Genomic DNA, 21296 nt, shown 5'->3' on the forward strand with positions numbered 1-21296 from the left:
GCGCCGGCCCCAGCCGGCCCCGCGCGCCGCCGCCGACCGGCCGCGCTGGCGCAGCACGGCCTGGCCGGCCGGCCCCATCTGCCGCCACAGCTGCCGCTGGGCGGCGAACGCCTGGGCGTGGCGTTCACTGGCGGCGCACCACTGCTTGAATGCATCGGCTTCGCGCAACGTCGCCTGCCCGGATGCGATCAGGCGGATCCAGGCGCGGGCCTGGCGTTCGATGTCCGCCTGTCTGCGATCGGCGGGCTGGGTTGCGGTGTTCATTGCATGCTCTCTCGATGCCGCCGCGCCGCCACTGCGGGCGTTGGCGCGCGGTTTTTCCCCTTGACATCCATAGGACGACTCTCGCAGCCGGAACCCGCCTTATGGTGACAATAATTTACGTGTGCGCCGGGCACAGTACTCGTGGGCGTTGCGCAGCTCGCGTTCGACGGTGCGCAGCGAGACGCCCAGGCGCTCGGCGATGTCGTTCTGGGGCTGACCCTCGAGCCGCACGGCCAGCAGGATGTCGCGCTGGCGCGCCGGCAGCTCGCCCATGGCGCGGGTCAGCGCGTCGAGCTCCGCACGCCCGGCGGCAATCTGCTCCGGCCCCGGGGCCGGGTCGGCGATGGCGAGCAGCGCGTCGGCCTCGGCGACGGTCAGGCGCCGGTTCTCGACCCGCTGCTGGTCCACCGCCACGTTCACGGCCATGCGCATCAGATAGGGACCGGGGCTGTCGACCGGACCCAGTTCCTCCTTGGCCTCCAGGCGCAGCCAGGTGTCCTGCAGGGCGTCGCTGGCCAGGTCCGGACAGCCCAGGCGCCGTGTCAGGCGCGCCTTCAGGTCGTCATAGCGTTGCAGCATGAAGTCGCGCAGGACCGACAGGCTGGTGGGCATCGTGGATCCGTGTCAGTGCGGAAAGGACCGGCGCATGGCGTCAATACGCCGGGCAGCCCTGATCGTGTTCCGGCGACTCCGGCACGATCAGCATCACGAAGGGCTGCTCCAGGTCGGCCGGCGGCGCCTTGTCGAGCACGGTCTGGTCCAGCGCCAGCACGATTTCGCCGTCCTTGTCCATGTCGCCGGTCGAATCCAGCACCCGCGCATGTTCCACCCGGCCCATCGGCGAGACCTCGAAGCTGACCGCGGCGCGATAGCCGCCGGCGCGGGTCGCGGGATTGCGGCACAGCGCGTCGCGCACGCCGGCCTGGACCACGCCGTAGTAACTGCGGTAGAACGCGCCGCGGCTGGCGCTGGGACGGCGGCCCGGCGCGGCGCCGACCGCGGCGGGCCGCAGGATGACGGCGTTGGCGGCCGTGTATTCCACGGCCAGCCCCGAACCTTCGATCAGCATGCGCAAAGCCGCCTCCGGCGTATAGATTCCCTTGACCGCGGCCGAACGCCGCCCCACCGCCAACGCGGCGCGATACACCACCGAACTGCCGGTGACGTTGCTGTACTGCTCGAGTGCCGATTGCAGCGGCTGCGCCGGAAGGTCGAAGTCGAAGACGCGCATGACCGGCTCCTGCGCGCCGGCCTGGCGCCAGCACAGGACCGCGCACAGCCCCCACGCGATCCACCAGCCTGTCCAACCGCGCCGGCGGCCTTGCGCCCGCGCCCTGCCCGCCCTGATTGGCTCCAGATGCATGCCCAGCCCTTGTCGCGCCCCCGCGGCTGAAGGGGAGCCGCAACACGTCGTGCTAATCGGTGAATGGGCAATGTAGGTCGCGCTTGTGACTGCCGCATGACAGCCAATCGTCAGGTTTCGGGGCCACCGGGCGCCCCTAGCCTCCCGACAGGCCGCGCTGCTCCGGTTCGGTCAGGCGGGCCTTCTGGGCCGCGTCCAGCTCGCCATTGCCGAGCATCTGGAAGATGCTGCGCGGGTCGTAGCCCTGGAGCGGCGGCGCGCCGCCCGGACGCGGATTGCCGCCGGCCGGCGTGGCGCCGCCGGCCGCCGCGCCCGCCACCGGTTCGCTGCCGTAGCCCAGGATCTGCACGTTGATGATGGACGGCAGGTTGCGGCGCGCGGCGTTCTGCTGCTGCCGCGTGGTGTCCTGCGCGCTCTGGGTGGCGCCGGCCGCCGCCGCGCTGGCGCTGGTCAGCGCCGCGACGTTCACCGCCGCCAGCGTCGGCACGCCGGTGGCCTTGCCCTGCCCCACCACGTTGGCCGCGTTCACCACCTGCAGCGCCGCCAGGTTGACGTTGCCCGAGTAGCGGATGCCGGCCTCGCCCGCGTCGATGGTGCCCAGCGGCGCCACCAGGTCGACGTCGCCCGGCCGCACCTCCGGGATCGGGTCGAGGGTCGCGATGCCCGCGCCCGTGCTGGGCACGGTCGGCGACAGCGTCACGTTGCCGACATCGTCGTACAGGCGCCGCTGCGGCGTGTACACCACCGTGCTCTTGGACCCGCGGCCGCTGTTGATGTCGCCCTCGGCCGACCAGCCCAGGATGTTGCCGCCGAAGGTCGTCATGACCCGGCTCTGGCCCAGCAGGATGCTGCCCTTGGCGTACATCTGGATGTCGCCCGCGCCCTGGGTGATGATGCCGGCCGTGGACGGCGGCGGCAGCCCCTCGACGCCGAAGACCATCTTGCCGCCCGGCGCCAGCAGGTGGATCGCGCCGCCGAACAGGGTCTGGATGCCCGATCCGCCGAACAGGGTGATGTCGCCCTGGTAGTGGATCGGCCGCCCCTGCGCATCGGTGGCCGGATACAGCTCGGCGATGGCCTGGCGGCCGCGCGCATAGCTGCCGGCGCGCGGACCGGCGGTGTCGTTGTACTCGCGTCCGCCCGCGGTCAGCTCGGCGTAGTAGACCTGGCGCAGGAACACGCGCTGCTGCTCGGCTGGCAGCGCGTCGAAATAGGCGCGGGCCTGGTCCGCCGACCCGGTGTAGCCATGCTGCTGGCGCAGCCAGTCGGCCAGTTCGCCTTCGTAGGTCTTGACCGTCTTGCCGGGCTGGCCGGCCAGCGGCTGGCCCGCATCGGCGCGGTTGGCGGGGTCGAGATAGCGCCGCGCGAAGGCGGCGTAGTCGCCCTCGCCGCCGGCGCTGGCGACGATGCCGGCGCCTCCCCGGCCGGTGGCCTGGCTGCCGTCGATCATGCCCAGGCTGGTCAGGCGGCCCCTGTCTTCCTGCGTGAGGTTGCGGCCCGCGCTGACTTCCAGCCAGCCGGGGCCGGCCACGTCGACGTTGGCGTAGAGGATGTCGCGGCCGGCGACGATGCGCGAGACGTCGTTGGGCTGCTGGTTCAGGATCAGGGCCTTGAGGTTGACGATGTCGCCGCCGGCCTGGATGCTGACGGGACGGGCGGCGTGGTATTCGGCGCCGGCGGTGGTCGTTATCGTGCTGCCGGTGAACAGGCCCACGATGTCGCCACCCGCGTAGAAGCGCGCGATACCCGCATTGGACTGGGCGGGACGTCCCGCCGCCGTATTGAAGCCAAAGGCGAACACGCCGCCTTCCGCGCCGATGGCGTTTCCTGTCGTGACCGCCCCACCGTCCCAGGTCGCAAAATAAGCGGGCCGCTGCGGCGTGGGGACCGAGGCAGGATCCGCGCCGGATATGCTGGTGCGATAGCCCCCGCCGTACAGGCCGCCCTTGGCAAGCAGCTCGACGCTGCCGCGGTTGCCTGGCGCAAATACCCATTCCGACGTGGCGCTGCCGGGGCTGGCGTGATAGTAGATACTGCCGGAAGCCGCCACCGCGCTGAACCGCGACGGATAGGCGAACATGTTGGAGTAAGCGCTTGCCGTGTATTGGGTCGAATCCTTGCTCGCGCTGTCGTCGAAATGCGCCCCGGCAAAGGGCGTCACCGCCCCGCCGGCCGCGAACAGGTTCAGTGCCGTCCGTTCGGTCCACAGCGAGAACCAGTTATTGGCGCCGCCGGGCTGGGCAACGCCGTCCTTGATGAACGAGGTTGCGGAAAACTGGTACATCCTGCCGGCATCGCCCATCCCGCCCAATACCGCATCGCCACGCGCGCCAAGCTGGACAGTGGCATCGCCCGCCACGACCACCAATCCGCCGGACGGGGCCGCCAGTGTCGGGCGCAATGGATTCACGCCACGCGAGTCCGAGGGATCGGCCAGGCCATAAATCGGATCCACCCGCCCGATACTGCCCGCGCTGACGGAAATGGACCCGCGCAGATTGGTCAAGACGCCGTTCAGATCCGACGGCGCCCCCGTGATGGTCGGCACGCCCCCGCCTCCGCTGGCGGTCTTGAGCGGGTTCAAGGCGCCGCCGACGTGCAGGCTCAAGTCGCCCCCGCCTGTGGAAATCAGCCGGCCGTCGGGCGTGATGCGTCCCGTGCTGCCCACCGTCAGCGCCAGCCCCTGGCTCGTCGCGTTCGACGTATTGCGCGTTTTCAGCGGATTGAGCACGCCGGCGTTGCCGCCCACGTTCACGGAAAGATTACCGCCGCCCAGCGTGCCGAAGCCGGTGAATCCCTCGACCGAGATGCCGTCCACCGGCAACCCCAGATCCTGGAAGGCGGTGTAGAACGGCGTCGGAAGATAGGTGCCGAAGTTGATCCACCAGGCGGTTTGCAGGCCAATCTCCCGGCCCCCCTGCCGCCACAGCCAGTAGCCCGGATAGCTGCCAGGCGCCGCGGAGGCCCCGCGCGCGTCCGCGCCATAGGTCGAGGCGGGCATGCCGCGGATCGCGCCGCGCATGTCGCCCTGCACATTGACCAACACGTTGCCGCCGCGCTCGGGATACCAGGCGGCATACTGGTCGCCCGTCACCAGCGGCTCATAGCTGGCCGCCCCCGCGCCGAGCACGGAGCCATAACCTTCGAGCTGGTTGCGCCTCTCGACCTCGGATCGCGGCAAGTTGTAGGCATCGCGGCCCAACGCATCCAGGATGGGATTGCCCTGCGCGTCGCGGACCGTGTCCGACGGCGTGCCCGCGGTGTAGATGCCATAGTAGGAACCCTGCTGGAAATTGCCGCCAGCCAGGATATCCAGGTCGCCTCGCCCTGTGCGGATGACGCTGAAAATCGGCGTTTCACCCAACAGCATGCCGCCCTGATCGATGATGCCGAGATCAATGCCGAGGTCCTTCAGGTAGTGCGGATCCGACAGCTTCAGGTTACCGCGACCGCCCAGCCCGGAGGCCGGCAGTAGCGCCCGCGTGTCCGCCGAATCCAGGTCAGCCCCGCCGGCCAGACGCAGGCTCCACGACGAGGCGCCAGCCTTGAGCATGGGCGCCACCGCCCAGATGCGTCCTTGCACGCCCTCGTCATTCAGGTCCCGCAGATCAACGGTGGTACTCCTGAAGCGCAGGTCGGTGCCGCCCGGCAGATACGCTCCGGCGGCCAGCGACAAATCCCCGGACAGGGTCAGCAGGGAACTGAAGATCGACAGCGGCGTCCCCTTCGGCACGGTGAAGGCCCGCACCGGAATCGCCTGGTTCAGGACCAGGCCTGCCCCCAGCCTCGCGCCGGCAGTCAATGCCAGATCCGCCCGCAGCACGCTGCCCTTGGCATAGAGCGTGCCGTCCGCGGCACGGATATCGGCTTCCAGCACCGTGCCGGCCACCAGGGTCAGCGGCTGGGAAAGCTCGACCTGCGCGGGCAGCCGTGAATTCGCCTTGATCGTGTTGGCATTGATCGGCAAGTCGAAATTCAGGGATTCGTTTTCCGTGATCGGGAACGTCGTGCCGCCAGAGGTACCGCCACGCAACCTCACCGCGCGCGGCAGAATCAGGCTTTGCCCGGCCAGATCCACGCCGTTGGCTTCGTCCGGATTGCGGCGGCCGATCAGGCGCCACGCGCGGGCATCGTCATCGGTGGCCAGCGGCGGCGCGAAGCCATCGGTGATACTGCCGTAGATGTTCAGGTCTCCCTTGGCCCGCACCAGCAGTACGCCCGCCTCGCCAAACCCGCGCCTGGCCGGGTCATTGCGGTCGGCGTTGGGGCCATAGCGGTAATTCGACAGGTCCAGGTCACCTTCGATCCGCAGATCGCCATCAACGCCGCGGCTGACGATCTCCACGCCCGGACGCAATGCGTATCCCTGCAACCGGGCGCGCAGCCCGGCATTGGCCAGCGCCGCGTTCATGTAGGCCACGCTGTCGGCGTCCAGCTGATCCAGGTAGGCCTGGGTGATGACCTGGGGCGTGCGGCCGGTGACGTCCGGCGCCGACGCCAGAGGCGCGTCGTCATAGCGCCGGAAGGCGTTGACGGAGACGCGCTCGGCGCCCAGCACGCGCGGCGTGCCGAGAATATCCAGCCCCACATCATTGCCGCCCACGCGCGGCGCATTCAGATCCAGGGTGCCGCGCGAACGGCCGTCGTTCATCCCCGGCGCGCTCCCTGAGGCCACGCCGGTACCGGCGCGCAGATCCACCACCGCGTCGGAGCCAAGCACCAGCCGGCCCTGGCCGGCTGTCAGCTCCACCACCGCGCGGTTGGGACTGTCGATGATGTCGCCGCGGCTGTCCACCCGCAGCAGTGCACCATGCGCATCCAGCGAGCCGTTGACGATCAGGTCGCGCATTGCCGACAGGCGGATGCTGCCGACCTGCGCGCCGCTGGCGTCGATCAGGCCGTTCACCGTGAGGCTGCCGCCATCGACCGCGATGTTGACGCGCCGCGCCTTGACCTCGCTGCCGATCACCAGGTCGCCGCGCTTGATCTGGAAGGCGCGCGATCCGGTGATGCCGCCTTCGTTGAGCCGCTGGTTCAATCCGGCGAAATCCGCGATGGCCTGGGCCCGCAGCGCAATGCCGCCCGCGTCGAAGGGCACGATGGTGCCGCCCGCATCGTAGTCGCCGCTGGCCTGGCCCTTGATGACGCCGCGCAGATCGATCAGGCCCGCGCCTGCCTCCAGGGCGGTGGCCGTGAGCCTGCCGGCCTGGTTGTAGCGCGCGGACAGATCGATGACGGAGCCCGCGACCTGCAGAATGTCCCCCTTTCGGCTCTCCAGCTCCACATCGCCGCCCCAGCCATAGCGGGTCTGATCCATCAGGGTCACGGCACGGCCGGCCAGATCGAGGCGGGCGCCGCCGGCCAGCGTCAGGCCGTGTTCGGCCTGCACCGTCAGCTTGCCGCTCGGCAGCACAATGGCGCTGTCGAGCTCCACCCGGCTACCCTGCAGCGTCAGCGTCGCGCCCCAAGGCGCCGTGGCATCGTCGGCCGCGGCGCCCGTGCCGGCAAGCCGCAGCAGATCGCCGGCCGTCAACCGCGTGACCGAGCCGTCCTCGCCCGTCACCAGGGGCGTACGCAGCACGAGCGTGCCGCCCTGGTACTGGAATTTTCCATCGACGAAGTTGCCGCGCGCCTGATAGACCTCCAGGCCGCCTTCGCCGCCCGCGGTGATGCGCTCGGCCGCCTCCATGTTCACCGTGGCGAATCCCAACGCCTGGCGCCGCATCTGCTGATGCGGGACCTGGAGCGTGCCATTGGCGTCACCCAGCACAATCCGGCGCGCACTCAAGGTCAGGATGCCGGATCCGGTGCCGGCGCCACCGTTTGCGATGGCGCCAGGCTCCGCATTGGCGACGCCATTCCATACCAGTGTGTCGGTGGACAGCGTCGCGATATCCGTGGCCGACCCATAGCCGTAGATCGCGGGGGTATTCAAGACCAGTTGCGCCAGACTGGATTTGCCGGTGGCGGCATTCAGCGTGCTCAGGTTGACGCTGCCGAAGAAATTGATCGAGTCGCGCAACGAGAAGATCACCCGTTCCAACGCCGGCGCGCCGTTGTCGGCATCGCCGTCCAACAATCGCCGCAGCAGATCCTGCGACAAGCGCAACCCCGTCGGCAGGACCCCGCGCGACCGGGCGTCGGCCAGGGCCGCTTCCGATCCCGCGTTCAAGCTGTTGGCGGCCACCACCAGATTGCGCGTGCCATAGCGCAGCGCATCATGCAGCACCAGGTTGTTGCTGCCGAAAACGATCGTGCCCTCCGAGTACAGTTGCGCCGCGCCGCCGCAGGCACCCGCCGGGCAGGCGCCGAGTTCGATCCTGCCCGCCTGGGCGCCGACGCCATTGGAGAAATCGAGCCAACCATTGGACACGGCCAGGATGTTGTTGCCGCCCGCGCTGCCATACTGGTAGCCCTGGCGTGCGTCGTACGGCGCGGCGCCTGCGCCCAGGGTATTGATGGAAGCGCCTTGTTCGAGCAGGATCGACTTCAATGGCGACGCGATCAGCAGGACCTCCGGTGCCCGCAAGCGCGCGCCGCTCCGCAGGATGATGTCGCTGCTGCCGGCCACGGTGCCCAGTCGGCGGTCCGCGCCCGTCGACGGCTGGTATGACCAGCCTCCCAGGGACAGGCGATCGGCGCCCACCGCGTTCAGGTCCGCGGCGCGCAGCGACAGGCCGGCATGGCCGGCCGTCGGCGCCGCGTTGACGATCTCGATGGCGAATCCATCGGAGCGGACCACCAATTGACCGCCGTAGCCGCCTTCGCCGCGACCGAAGCGCGCCTGCCCCTCAAACCGCAAGGCCGGCTCGGCCCCGGCCGCGGGAACACTGCGGTAATACAGTTCCAACGCCGCGGCGTCGGCGGGAAGCATGGGCCGCGGCTGGCCGCTGCGCGCCGCCTCGGCCAGCACGAACGCCCGGTAGTCCATTTCGTTGTACTGCGCATGCCGCCGCAGCACATCGCCTGGCGTGACCAGCGCCTGCCTGGGCATGGCATCCGTCGTACCGGTATTGGAAAGACCGCGCGTGGCCGCGACCGACCAGGACCCGCCCCGGGTCGTCGTTGCGCCGCCCCCCAGAGCGCCCTGCCCCAGTTCGACGCGGAAGGCGCCAGGCAGCAGCGCATAGTAGGACGGCAGCAAGGTGTACGTGCCGGCCGCCAGCCCGGGAATGCCGGCGCCGATCGTGATGGTCTCGCCAATGCGCGGACGCGAGCCCGCGTAGTTCGCGGCATCGTCACGCGGCGCCACCGGCGCATAGCCATCCGCCAGACCCGGCATGATCGCGTAGACCGGCCGGTCGGCCAAAGTCGGCAGGTCGAATTTTCCGGTCGCCGCATCGAAACGCGGCAACGGATGGAAAAGCGGATCGGTCGAGCCCCCTCGCCCGCTCACGAACGCCGCGCCGGCCAGCGTGCCGCCGCCGGACAGATCGATGACGGCGCCCGCATCCACCGAGACCGCGCCCCCCGACAATGAGATGCCGCGCGCCAGTTTGAAGATGTCCATGCCGCCGACGCCCAGGGCTTCCACTGCCAGGCCCTGGTACAGGTAGCTCAGGCCGTCCACGGTACCGCCATAGGGCACGGTCAGCCCCGCGGCGCTGACCGATGTCAGGCTGCCCGGCAGCAATCTGATCCGCCGGCTGGCGTCATCGATCCCGATGCCCATGACGATGCGGCCGAGCGGCGCATAGACATTGCCGCCCTGTTCAATGTTGGAAGCGTTCAGCGTCAATGTGCCCAGGACGGACAAAGGCGCCGCGCCCGCCTGAGGGCCGGCCACGCCCTCGATCCGGATGACCCGGTTGGCGTCATAAGGCACGCGGACGCCCTGCCACCCCGCCGCCACCAGCCCCTTGGCGCCCGTGGCTGGGTAAATGCGCTGCCCCGCCAGCACCACATCGCCCGGGGAGAGAACGGCGCTGGAATCAGCCTGACCGCTCATGGGCATTTCGGAGCCCGGATTCGCTGGCAGGAACCGCACGTCGCCCTGGCTGCGCAAGGCCAGGCCGTCATAGCCCCGGCGCTCGACGGCCTGCTGGACACCGCCACCCAGCTGCACGGCGCCGGACATGCCGATGCTGACCCGGTTGCGGATGTCGATATGCTGCGCCTCGACCTGCAGCAAGGCGGCCGCCGGCAACGCGGACGGCTTCCAGGCGTTGAGCGTGGCGTCGACCTGCTGCGTGATGCTGGCCGACAGGTTGGTCCGGCCGCTCAGCAACACATAAGGCGCAATCAAGCGGACAGTGGCGCCCGCCTGGGTGTTGCCCAGCGCGCCCTGGTACAGGCTGATCGATTGCCGCGCCCGCAGCGTCACGTCGCCGTCGAAGGTCAACAGGTCGCGGGCGTACAGCGACACGTCGCCGAAACCGCCGGCGACGATCTGATCCGCGCCGATCCGGCCCAGGCCGTAGGTCAGCGCGGCCGTCGCCGCATTGGCGTCGGCCGGGAGCAGGCTAGCGCCCGCCTGCTGCGAAATGAGCAGTTCGCGCGGGCGGATCAGCGCTGGCGCGGTGCCGGTGGCATAAAGCGGCGTTTCGAGCTTGAGCGACAGCGCGCCGCCCGCCGCATTGGCGCTGCCGGCCGCGGCCCGCATCGCGCCGTCCAGGTAAAGCCCGGCCATCGCGCTCAGCGCGATTTCCCCGCCCCGTCCGCCGACCAGCCGGGCGCCGGCGCCAGCGCCGTCATCCTGCAGGATATCGACCGTCATGGCCGTCCCCGACGCGTCCAGCGTCGCGCCCGGGCGGATCACCACGAATTCGCCATCGACGGCAATGCGGCCGCCGTCGAGTTGCTTGCCGTAGCGGCGACCTCGCGCATCGACCGCGGTCGCGGCGATACCGGCCACGTCCAGCCGCGCGCCCGACTCGATCCACACGGAGTTGGGCAGGCCGCCCAACTGCGCGACATTGCCTTGGTCATCCGCCCCACGCGCCACCACGATCTGGCCGCCCGGCGCGCGCAGCGTGCCCTGGATGCGCATCAGGCCGCGAGACTGCAGGCGGATGGACTGGCCCGGATCCACCTGCACCAGCGCGTCCTTGCCGATGTCGAGGGTGCCGGCCGGCGATGGCGTCGAGGGCACGAATGACGACAGCGACAGGCTGGCGCCCTGGCGTTGGGTCATGCGGCCGGTCGCCGCGTTTTCCTGGAACAGCGGCGGCGTCCACAACGCCAGGACGTCGTCGAACGCGGCCGCCTGCGGGTCCGGCCTGTCGGAGGCCAGTCGATAGACCGGCATGGACACGTCCAGCCGCATGCCGTCGGCCACCTTCAAGCCCTGGTCGCCATTGATGTCGTAGCGCGCGAAGCCGCGCTGGAACAGGTCACCGCGCAGGACCACGCCGCCGGGCCCGGCGTCGGCATCGGCATGGTCGCTCAGCAGCGCCCGGCTGGCGGAAATACGCAGGCTGCCGCCTCCCGCCACGCCATAGCCCCGCACGTCGCCATCCAGGGTCACCCCGACCGGTCCCGGACCGGCCACGCTGCCGTTCAGGCTGACCATTTCGAGCGCCACGTCGCCGCCCTTGCCGCCCGCCAGCTTGCCCTTGACGTCCAGTACCGCGCCCGACCGCGCATCCAGCAGGCTGCCGGCCGCCAGCGCCACCGCGCCGGTGCCGCGCAGCGAAATCTGGCCGCCATTGCGCCACACCGACGCATCCGCGTCCTCCGGCGAGCGTCGCAGGTTGGCCCACAGGCCGCTGACGTCGATCGTGACGCCCGGCGCGACTTCCACCCGCGCGGAGGTATTGGCGGCCGGCGCCAGGAAGGTCTCGCGCTCGACGCTGGCCAATACGTTGCCGGCAGCGACCCGGCCGCCACGCGCCGTCAGGTCGCCCTGGATGGAAACGGTCGGCGCGTAGAGTTCGATCGAACCGCCGGCCGCCACCCGCAAGTTCTGCCGAACCGTGACGTCGGACGCGGCGATGGCGGTGATCTGGCCGAGATCCAGCGCGCCGGCGTCCAGCCACACGGCGTCCCGGCGCGCGGCCGGCAGGGGGTCGTTGAGCCCCAGCCGGGCCGCCAGCGGCGGCACATCGTCGGCAAACAGGACCTGTCTCGCCGCCCCGGCCAGGTCATAGCCCCAGCTGGTGGTGCCGCCGTTGGTGATCTGCCGGGGCACGTAGCGACCGACGATCAATTGCCCGGCCTGCGCCCGCGCCAGCTGCGATTGCTGATAGCCGGTCTGCTGCCGCAAGCCCGCTTCCACCGCCTGGCGCGCCTGCGTCTGGCGCTCTCCCTCGAACGCGACGCCGACAATGGCGCCCTCCACCACCGCGGCTCTCGTGCCGACGACCAGCCGGCCGGCATCGCGGCCGGCGGTGTAGCCGTCCTCGTAGCGCTCCCGCGGCGCCAGCAGCGCGTTGTAGAAATAACGCGTCGCGTTCTGGCCCCAACGTCCATGGGTGTCTTCGTAACCGCGGTACAGCCCCTTGTAGAGCAGATCGCCCGGCGCCCGGGAGACCTCGTACAGGCGGCCATCGTCGCCCCGCACCCAGCTTTGTTTGATATACCCGCCCGCCACGTCGAGCGTGCCGCCGGAGATGTTGATGAGCGACCCCTGGCGGGTCACCAGTTCGCCGCCTTCCACCGTCACCGTGCCGCCCACCGCGGCCCATTCGCCGATGCCATGCCGGCTGGTGCCCAGATAGCCGCCCACCTCCAGCAGGCCGCCCGCGGTGTACCAACGCTCGCGCTCATAGCCATTGACGCCCTTGGCCACCTGCACCAACGCGCGCCGATCCACCCAGATATCGCTGTTGTTCAGGAGCTTGCCTTCCCGATTGACCGGCGCGTCGCGCAGCTCGTTGCCTTGAACGTTGACCTTCAGGTTGTTGGACTCCATCGTCACCTTGACCCCGACGGCGCCCGCGACATCCAGCAGCGCGCCGTCGTTCAACAAGGTGCGGCGATTCGCCATGATGGAGATCTGGCCGCCAGTGGCCAGGGCCAACGCGCCATCCTGCGCCTCGATCGTGCCGCCGCTGGTCAGCTCGATGCGCGACTGGTCGCGGCGATCGGGCAGGCTGGAAAGGTGATCGAACGCCTGGCCCGCCGCCCTGTACGCGTCCGCCTCGTCCAGCACCGGACGCACCAGCGCGTCGCGCTGGGTATCCAGCGCGGTCGCGCCGTCGTCCTGCAGCAGGATCGTGGTGGTGGAATCCTTGCCCAGCAGAATCGTGCCACTGGTGTCGCTGGCGGAATTGAGCAGGTGTACCGTGCCGCGCGTGGTCACCGAGGTGCTGGACACCGCCACGCCCAGCTGGCGCACGTCGTGCCCGGTCAGCGTGATGTCACCCAGCGGCGACTGGATCAGGCCGGTGTTGGCCACCGCGCCTGCCTGGCTCCCCGCATTGCGGCGCGCCGACACTTCGTTGCCGCGCGTGGTGGAAATGGTGTTGACATCGGATCCAAGACCGCGCCGGATGATGAACGTATCACCCGCCGCCAGCACGGCCTGGCCATTCGGCGTCGATATCTGGCCCGCATTGTGAACGTCGCGCCCTAGCAGCAGGACATAGCCGCCGCCTTGCGTCACGCTGTCGGGCGCGGCGGTCTGGATGCGGGCGCCCGCTTCCACGCGCACGCCCGCGCTGGCATTGCTGGCCTGCGCCCCATTGCCCAGGCCGGTCAGGTCGTTACCGAAACTGGGGGTATAGCGCTCGTTCACGCCGTCGCCGGCCTTGGCGCTGTACAGGCCCTTGCGGAACTGGTCGTCGCTCATCCCCACCGCGGCGGCCACCAGGTTGCGGGTGTTGACCTGGCTGCTGCCGGAAAAGACGATACCGTTGCGATTGATCAGCATGACGGTACCCGGAGCCTCGATCTGCCCCTGTATCTGGCTGGGACGCGCGCGCGGGTCGTTGACCCGGTTCAGCACCGACCACGACGCGCTCTGTTGCTGGAAGGACACCGTGGTGTTGCGTCCGACGTTGAACGTTTCCCAATTCAGGATGGCCTTGTCCGCGGTCTGTTCGACAGTGACAACGGTACGGCCGCCGCGCACCGACTGCGAATCAGGCGTCAAGGCGCGCGCGTTGATCCAGCCGGCCGTCAGCGGATTGGCATCCACTTTCAGACCGCCCTCACCGATCCCATCCGGTACGGTGATCGCCTGATTCATCGCTGCCTGGCGTGCCGCGGCCTGCGCGGCCTGCTGCGCGGCGATGGCCGTGGCGCTGCGGTTCAGATTGGCCAGCGAACGCTGAAGCTGTTCATTGGCACGCTGCTGGTCGCGCAGCGTCGACGGAATGCCCGCCAGTCCGCCGCCCGGCAGGCGCCCGGTGGCGGCGGTCTGGGCCTGCGTGGCCCGCTTGTCGGAGAACCAGCCCGGCCCGAAGGCCGGGCCGGCGGCCAGCGCCGGCGTGGCTGACAAGGCCAGCACCAGGGCGTGCATGGCTGGCGACAGCCGGAATGCGGGAATCCCCCGTTGTTTGCCTTTGCCGCCTCGGGATGCGCTGCCTGTGTGCTGGTTCATGCGGGTTCTCTGATCCTGGATGTCTGCGCCGCTGCTGGCGGCTGTCGCTTTGGGGGCCGGTGCCGCGTCACCGCGCGCGATCACGGCGTGCGCGACCGCGCGCGGCGAATCACCGCGGCTATGGGTAATGATGTGTCCGCCAGATGACAGCGGCGGGAAAAAAGGTGTGGAGTGGCGTAACAGTGCCGTTCGCGGCCGGTCAGCCACGTCCAGCGATGTCGCCGCACACGGTGGCGTTGCCGATATTCAACCTGGCGGCGGTCCCCGCCGGCGCCACGAACGTCGCCAGCAACCTGGCCCGCAACATGGCTGGCAATGGCACCAACTGATGATTGGCGACGCGCGCCGCGTCGTTGTAGAGACGCGTCAGGAACAGCCGCACGGCGGCTGCCGCCGCCGGATCGCTGTAGCACTGGCTCAGGACGATATTGGTCGAGCCCACGATCGGATAGCCATTGCGCGGATCCGGTTGGATGCGCACCCAGTTGGACGGATTGGCGGCATTGTTCGCGGACGCCCAAAGGGGGGCCGCCGGGCTGCGCTCGATCACCTGGCCACCAGGCCAGCCCGGCGCGCCGTCGGATTCCATGGCGGCCACGACGTTGGCAGGCGTCGGCGAATAGGCCACGCCGTCGTTGCCATTGACCAGCCAGGCCTGCTTCAGGCCGCCGGAATAGGTGGCATCCGGTCCAATGTAAGTGATGGCCGACACATGGCCCGCCATGGCGACCGCGGCCCCGCCGTCGCCTCGCGCCGCGACGAAATGGGCCGGCAGGCCGCCCGGGGAAAACTCTTCCGGGAATACCTCCTTGCCGCTGAACGCCTTCGGCGCGTTGACGCGGCAGGCCTCCTGCAGGTGCCGCGTCAGCAGTTGCGAGGTGCCGCTGCCATCGGCCCGGTACACCAGCTTGAAGGCGTCCAGCGACGGCGAAACCGTCACGCCCAACTGGCTCCACCGATCGATCGCGCCGCCAAAGATGGCGCAGAGCTGGCCGCGGGTCAGGGTCACAGGCTGCGTCGGTCCCTTGTAGGCGATCGTGATCGGCACGTAGGCGGCCGGCAACTGGATCAACGGGCCATGGCTGGCCGGATACCCCTGCCTGCCCCACCCGTCCGTCAGGTAGGCGGCAATCTGGGCCTGCGTCAACGGCAGTTCGCTGCCTGCCCAGTGAACCGCGCCGGTCCGGTTGAAGGCGCCCGGGTCATTGAGCAGGAAGGCCCGCAGCCCGGCCGCGCTGCCGGCGCCCGCGTAGGGCTGCAGCCCGCCACCTGGCAGGTCGGCGATGGCGTCCTGGTATAGCGGCGCGGGCAAGGTGGCCCCGCCAGAGACGACGTTCTGCGCCAGCGCGGCGCCGCCCGGAAGGGCGAATGCCGCCATCAGGAAAAGTCGAAGGCATGCGCGCATCATGGACTCCTGTGAGACCGACGGCACGGCCGGACACTCGTCAGCCGTGGCCAGCGTAGTTGCCGCACACGGTCGGATCAGGGGATCCGCGCACGAAAAAAAGGGGAGCCACCGACAAGCATCAGTCGCTCCCCCTGTCCTGCTGTGACTACCGGTTCAACTGAACGACCTGAAGATCAACCACGGCCGGCGTAGCTGCCGCAGATGGTGGCGTTGTTGATGTTCAGGTTGGCGGTCGTGCCGTTGACGAACGCGGCCAGCACGCGAGCGCGGTTGGTGTTGGTCAGCGGAACCAGCTTGTGCTGGTCGATCTTGCCGGGGTTGGCGCCACCGACCACCGAGTTCGCCGCCGAGTAGTGCGAGGTCAGGAAGCTCTTGATGGCGTTGGCCACGGCCGAGTCCGTGTAGCACTGGCTGATGACGAAGTTGGTGTAGCCGACGATCGGGTAGCCAGTGGACGGATCAACCGACGAGCGCACCCAGTTGAACGGGTTGGCCTGGTTGTTCGTGTTGGACCAGTTCGCGCCCGAGGGATTGCGTTCGATCACGCCGTTGGCCGGCGGCAGGGCCGCGGTGCTGCCCAGCGCGGTGCTGACGTTTTCCGAGTCCGGCGAGAAGCCGCCGGCGGCTTCGTCGTTGCGGTTGACCAGCGCAGCCTGCTTGAGCGCGACCGTGAAGGCGGGATCCGGGCTCAGGTAGGTGATGGCCGAATCCTGGGCGTTGATGGCCGTGGCCACGCCGCCGCTGCCGGTGGCGGCGATGAAGTTGGCCGGGGGCGTGTTGCTCGGGAATTCCTGGGCGAACGTGCTCTTGCCCTGGAACGCGACGTTCGAGTCGGCGCCGCACACGGCTTGCAGGTGGCGGGTCAGCAGTTCGCTGGTGCCGCTGCTTTCCGAGCGGTAGATGACCTTGAAGGCGTCCGGGGCCGACCCCGACGACACGCCGACATCGCTCCACTTGGTGAACTTGCCCGACAGCACGCCGCACAGTTGCGCCTTGGTCAGGGTGATATCGGCCGTGGGGCCCTTGTACGAGATCGTGACCGGCGTGCCCACCGACGGGATCTGGATCAGCGGACCGTGGCCGGTCGGCGTGCCCAGCTTGCCCAGGCCGGTCGTCAGGTAGTCGTTGATCTGCACTTGGGTCAGGATCGAATCGCTGCCGATCCAGTGGACCACGCCGGTGCTGTCGAAGCCGACGGCGCTGTTGGTCAGGAACGCGGTCTTGCCCGCGCCGCTGCCCTTGCCGACGTAGGCTTTGAACGTGGACGCCGGGAAGCTGTTGATTTCGTCCTGGTACAGGGGCTGGGGCAGCGTCGCGCCGCCGGACACCACGACCTGTTGCGCCAGGGCGGCGCCCGACAGGGACAGCATGCCGACCGCCGACAGCGCGGCGACCAGGGAATTGCGATTGAACATGTCTTGCTCCTTGCACTCGTTTAGGAGAGAACTGCTTGTGGAGAAAAGAACGGATGGACCCGAGAACGCATCCGGCGGCACTCTGCAAAGACCGGCCTGACGCGTTGAAGACATGTTGATCAAGCGAGGTGACAGCGACGGGAAAAAAGGTGTGGAGTGAGGTAAGAATGTGCGGAGATGTGCGGAGTTCTCGCGTTTCAAGCGCCGCCCTCACCCCACCATCTGGTTGATTTCCATGATCGGCAGCATCACCGCCAGCACGATGGTCAGCACCACGCCGCCCATGATCAGGATCATCAACGGCTCCAGCATCGCGGTCATGGCCATGGCGCGCCGCTCGATGTCGGCCGACAGGGTCTGCGCGGCGCGCTCGAGCATGCGCGACAGCGTGCCGGTCTTCTCGCCGCTGGCCACCAGGTGGCACAGCAGCGGCGGAAAGACCTTCTGCTGGCGCAGCGCCGCGCCCAGCCCCGAACCGCCTTCGATGCGCTCGGTGGCGTCCAGCACCGCGCGCCGCAGGCACTCGTTGGCCAGGGTCTGGCGCGCCGCCTCCAGGGCGCGCAGCAGCGGCACGCCAGCGTCCGCCAGGATCGCCAGCGTGGCGGCGAAGCGCGCGGTGTTCACGCCCAGCGCGAAGCGGCCGATCATGGGCAGCCGCAGAATGCGCGCGTGCCACGCCAGCCGCGCCGCCTCGGCGCGCTGCGACAGCCGCCACAGGCCGAACAGCAGCGCCGCCGCCAGCGCGTTCAGGCCGCCCCACGCGCGCACGTAGTCGCTCGCGGCCAGCATCGCGCGGGTGATCCACGGCAGTTCCTGGCGCGCCTGCGAAAACGCGCTGACCACCTGCGGCACCACATAGGCCAGCAGGAACACGACGATGCAGATCGACACCACGCCGACGATGGCGGGATAGATGAAGGCGGTCAGCACCTTCGCGCGCAGGGCGTTGCGTTCCTCGATGTAGTCGGCCAGCCGCTCCATGATGCGCGCCAGGTCGCCGGAGTCCTCGCCGGCCTTGATGAGCGCGCGGTAGATCGGCGGAAAGTCGCGCGGCCGCGCGTTCAGCGCGTCGGAAAAACGCTGGCCGCCGCGCACGTCGGCGCGCACGCCCGAGAAGGTATCGGCGATGTGTTTCTTCTCGGCCTGCTCGACCGTGGCCGACAGCGCGCCTTCCAGCGGCAGGCCGGCGGCCAGCAGGCTGGCGAGCTGGCGCGTGGCCCAGGCCAGGTCGCTGTCCGACAGCTTGGCGGCGAACAGCTCGATCGAGCCGGCGCCGCGGCTGGCCGTCAGGCGCAGCGCCAGCGCGGTCAGGCCCTGGGCCCGCAACTGCGCGCGCGCGGCGCGGGCGGTGTCGGCGCTCAGCACGCCGCGCTGGATCCTGCCGTGCGCGTCGGCCGCCTCGAAACGAAAATCCGGCATGGTCCGCCCTACCCGTCCCGCGTGACGCGGATGATTTCCTCGCGCGAGGTCTGGCCGGCAAGCACCCAGCGCTCGCCGTCCTCGCGCATCAGTTTCATGCCGGCGCGCTGCGCGGCCACGCGCAGCTGCTGCTCGCCGGCGCCTTCGTGGATCAGGCCGCGCTGCGCGTCGTCGACGATGTACAGCTCGTGGATGCCGGTGCGGCCGCGGTAGCCGGTGTGGTTGCAGGCCGGGCAGCCGACCGCCTCGAACAGGCCCGGCTCCTGCGGCGACGGCCGGCGGCAGTCCGGGCACAGGCGCCGCACCAGGCGCTGCGCCAGCACCCCCAGCAGCGATGAAGCCAGCAGGAAGCGCTCCACGCCCATGTCGGTCAGCCGCGTCAGCGCCGACACCGCGTCGTTGGTGTGCAGCGTCGCCAGCACCAGGTGGCCGGTCAGCGAGGCCTGCACGGCGATCTGCGCCGTCTCCAGGTCGCGGATCTCGCCGATCATGATGACGTCCGGGTCCTGCCGCAGGATGGCGCGCAGCGCCACCGCGAAGCTCATGTCGATCTTGGCGTTGACCTGGATCTGGCTGATGCCCGGCAGATCGTATTCCACCGGGTCCTCGACCGTCAGCACGTTCGAGGTGGCGGCGTCGATCTGCCCCAGCGCGGCGTACAGCGTGGTGGTCTTGCCGCTGCCGGTGGGACCGGTCACCAGCACGATGCCGTGCGGCTGGTGCACCAGCCGGTCCAGTTCGTGCAGCACGCCCGGCGCCATGCCCAGCTTTTCCAGCCGCAGGCGGCCGGCCTCCTTGTCCAGCAGGCGCAGCACGGCGCGTTCGCCGTGGCCGGTGGGCACGGTCGAGACGCGGATGTCGATTGGCCGCCCCCCCACCCGCAGCGCGATGCGGCCATCCTGCGGCAGGCGCTTCTCGGCGATGTCCAGGTGCGCCATGATCTTGATGCGCGAGATCAGCGCGCCGTGCAGCGCCTTGCGCGGCGACACCACGTCGCGCAGTCCGCCGTCGACGCGGTAGCGCACCACCGAGTGGGTTTCGTAGGGCTCGATGTGGATGTCGCTGGCGCCGTCGCGCGCGGCCTGGGTGAACAAGGCGTTGATCATGCGGATCACCGGCGCGTCGTCCTGCGCGTCCAGCAGGTCGGTGACCTCGGGCATCTCGTGCAGCAGCCGGTCGAGGTCGACCTCGTTCTCGGCCGCGCCCACCACCGAGGCCGCGTCGCCGGCATCGGCGTAGGCCGCGGCCAGCAGGCCGTCGAGTTCGGCGTCGGCGACGCGGCGCAGCGGCAGCGGACCATAGCGGCGCCGCGCCTCGGTCACGGCCCAGGCCGGGGTCTGGTCGGTGATGACCAGTTCGCCCACGCCGCCGCCATGCCAGAGCAGCAGCGCGCGGTGCTGGCGCGCCCAGGCATAGGGCAGCTTGAGCGGCGGACGGCTGTCGTCGCGGGCGTTCATGGCGACAGCACCAGTTCGGGCTGGTAGCCCAGCTCGCGCAGCAGCTGCAAGGCCGTGTCGACCGAGCGCTGGTCGCGCGGCACGCTGGCGCGCACCACGTAGCCGGATCCGCCCGGTCCCAGCAGCGCGTACGCCTTCAAGCCGCTGACCTGGACCCGGCGGGCGATCTGGTCGGCCTCGCGGTCGGTCGGCGCGTCGGCGAACTGCAGCACGCTGGTGGTGGCGTTCGTCTCACCATAGAGCGCGGCCGGATCGCTGGCCAGCGTCAGCCCGGCCGGCAGCCGCGTGCGCACCGGCGGCTCCTGGCCCTTGTCGGGGTCGGCCGGCAGTTCGCGCCGGCGCGACTCGGTCTGCGTGGCCGGCGGATCGCGCCGCAGGGTCTCGGCCAGGGCCGGGCCGCGCAAGTCGTACGGGTCGCCCGCCACCGGCACGCCGGCCGGCGGCAGCACCGGCGCCGTCATGTCGGGCAGCAACGGATTGCCGGCCGGCTGCACCCGGCTCTGCGCGCGCCGCATGAAGTTGTAGCGGCTCTGCGTCAGGCCCTGCCCGCCCGCCGAATCGCGCACCACGTAGGGCCGCAGGAACACCATCAGGTTGGTCTTGACGCGTTCGCGCGTGTCGTAGCGGAACAGCGCGCCCAACACCGGGATCGAGCCCAGCACCGGCACCGCGTCGCGGCCGTTGACCACGCTGTCTTCCAACAGGCCGCCCAGCACCATGATCTGGCCGTCGTCCAGCAGCACGCTGGTGTCCATGGCGCGCTTGTTGGTGACCAGGCCGGCGGCGGCCTGCGACGTCTGGTTGTCGATGTTGCTGACCTCCTGGTAGATGTCCAGCTTGACGGTGCCCCCTTCCGAGATCTGCGGGCGGATGTTGAGCTTCAGGCCGATGTCCTCGCGCTGGATGGTCTGGAACGGGTTGCTGTTGGTGCTGCCCGGCGTCACGTACTGGCCGCTGACGAACGGCACCGTCTTGCCGACCATGATGGAGGCCGGCTCGTTGTCCAGCGTCAGCAGGTTGGGCGTGGACAGGATGTTGCTGCCGCCGGTGGTCTGCAGCGCCCGCGCCAGCATCTGCAGGTTGGCGACCTCGCCCACGCCGGGGATGTTGATGGTGCCGCGCACCACGCCGACGCTCAGGCCCCGGGGCAGCGCGTCGATGCTGTTCTTGGCGCCCTGGGCGATGCCGCTGCCGCCGAAGTTGGCGCCGCCGTAGACGCGCCCGCCGCCCAGCATCCACTGGATGCCCAGCTGCGAGGCGTCGCGTTCGGTGACCTCGACGATCAGGCTTTCCACCAGCACCTGGGCGCGGCGCTGATCGAGCAGGTCGATGACCTTGCGCAGGCTGCGGTACATCGGCTCGGGCGCGGCGATGATGAGCGTGTTGGTGGTGGCGTCGGCCTGCACCGTGACGCCGCCGGCCGCGAACGCGCCGCCGTCGCCCTTGCGCCCGGCGCCGCCCTGCAAGCCGCCCTCGGCGCCGCGCG

At 69.9% G+C, this 21296-nt stretch carries 9 protein-coding genes; all 9 read right to left on the reverse strand.

The window, feature by feature from the left end:
* Positions 1–264: DUF4880 domain-containing protein (locus tag AOZ53_RS31905; RefSeq protein ID WP_156333595.1), on the reverse strand; the 264-nt coding region annotated here is incomplete at its 3' end.
* A 99-nt stretch (positions 265–363) separates the two neighbouring features.
* Complete coding sequence (locus AOZ53_RS31910; protein ID WP_054435530.1) at positions 364–876, reverse strand: RNA polymerase sigma factor; 513 nt, start codon at positions 874–876, stop codon at positions 364–366.
* Between the two features lie 40 nt (positions 877–916).
* Entirely contained in the window at positions 917–1495 is a 579-nt protein-coding gene (locus AOZ53_RS31915; RefSeq protein ID WP_054435532.1) for a secretin and TonB N-terminal domain-containing protein, read from the reverse strand.
* A 268-nt stretch (positions 1496–1763) separates the two neighbouring features.
* Complete coding sequence (locus AOZ53_RS31920) at positions 1764–14111, reverse strand: filamentous hemagglutinin family protein (protein WP_082385859.1); 12348 nt, start codon at positions 14109–14111, stop codon at positions 1764–1766.
* Between the two features lie 199 nt (positions 14112–14310).
* Positions 14311–15489 (reverse strand): PstS family phosphate ABC transporter substrate-binding protein, encoded by a 1179-nt coding sequence (locus AOZ53_RS31925; RefSeq protein ID WP_231690720.1) that lies wholly within the window; start codon positions 15487–15489, stop codon positions 14311–14313.
* A gap of 203 nt (positions 15490–15692) precedes the next feature.
* Positions 15693–16934, reverse strand: a complete 1242-nt coding sequence (locus AOZ53_RS31930) for a substrate-binding domain-containing protein (protein WP_054435536.1) — start codon at positions 16932–16934, stop codon at positions 15693–15695.
* Between the two features lie 210 nt (positions 16935–17144).
* Positions 17145–18353, reverse strand: coding sequence for a type II secretion system inner membrane protein GspF (gspF, locus tag AOZ53_RS31935; protein WP_054435538.1), 1209 nt, complete (start codon positions 18351–18353; stop codon positions 17145–17147).
* A gap of 8 nt (positions 18354–18361) precedes the next feature.
* On the reverse strand, positions 18362–19810 hold the full coding sequence (gene gspE, locus AOZ53_RS31940) for a type II secretion system ATPase GspE (RefSeq protein ID WP_054435540.1): 1449 nt from the start codon (positions 19808–19810) through the stop codon (positions 18362–18364).
* Positions 19807–21296: type II secretion system secretin GspD (gene gspD, locus AOZ53_RS31945; protein ID WP_156333597.1), on the reverse strand; the 1490-nt coding region annotated here is incomplete at its 5' end. The genes gspE and gspD, both read right to left, overlap by 4 nt.

This window comes from Achromobacter sp. 2789STDY5608621 (genome assembly GCF_001299375.1).
GTDB classification, from domain to species: Bacteria; Pseudomonadota; Gammaproteobacteria; order Burkholderiales; family Burkholderiaceae_B; genus Achromobacter; species Achromobacter insuavis.

What these genes read in the sequence shown, in the direction of transcription:
- AOZ53_RS31910 (WP_054435530.1), bottom strand. Translation starts at nt 876, where the DNA reads ATGCCCACCAGCCTGTCGGTCCTGCGCGACTTCATGCTGCAACGCTAT.
- AOZ53_RS31915 (WP_054435532.1), bottom strand. Translation starts at nt 1,495, where the DNA reads ATGCGCGTCTTCGACTTCGACCTTCCGGCGCAGCCGCTGCAATCGGCA.
- AOZ53_RS31920 (WP_082385859.1), bottom strand. Translation starts at nt 14,111, where the DNA reads ATGAACCAGCACACAGGCAGCGCATCCCGAGGCGGCAAAGGCAAACAA.
- AOZ53_RS31925 (WP_231690720.1), bottom strand. Translation starts at nt 15,489, where the DNA reads ATGGCGGCATTCGCCCTTCCGGGCGGCGCCGCGCTGGCGCAGAACGTC.
- AOZ53_RS31930 (WP_054435536.1), bottom strand. Translation starts at nt 16,934, where the DNA reads ATGTTCAATCGCAATTCCCTGGTCGCCGCGCTGTCGGCGGTCGGCATG.
- gspF (WP_054435538.1), bottom strand. Translation starts at nt 18,353, where the DNA reads ATGCCGGATTTTCGTTTCGAGGCGGCCGACGCGCACGGCAGGATCCAG.
- gspE (WP_054435540.1), bottom strand. Translation starts at nt 19,810, where the DNA reads ATGAACGCCCGCGACGACAGCCGTCCGCCGCTCAAGCTGCCCTATGCC.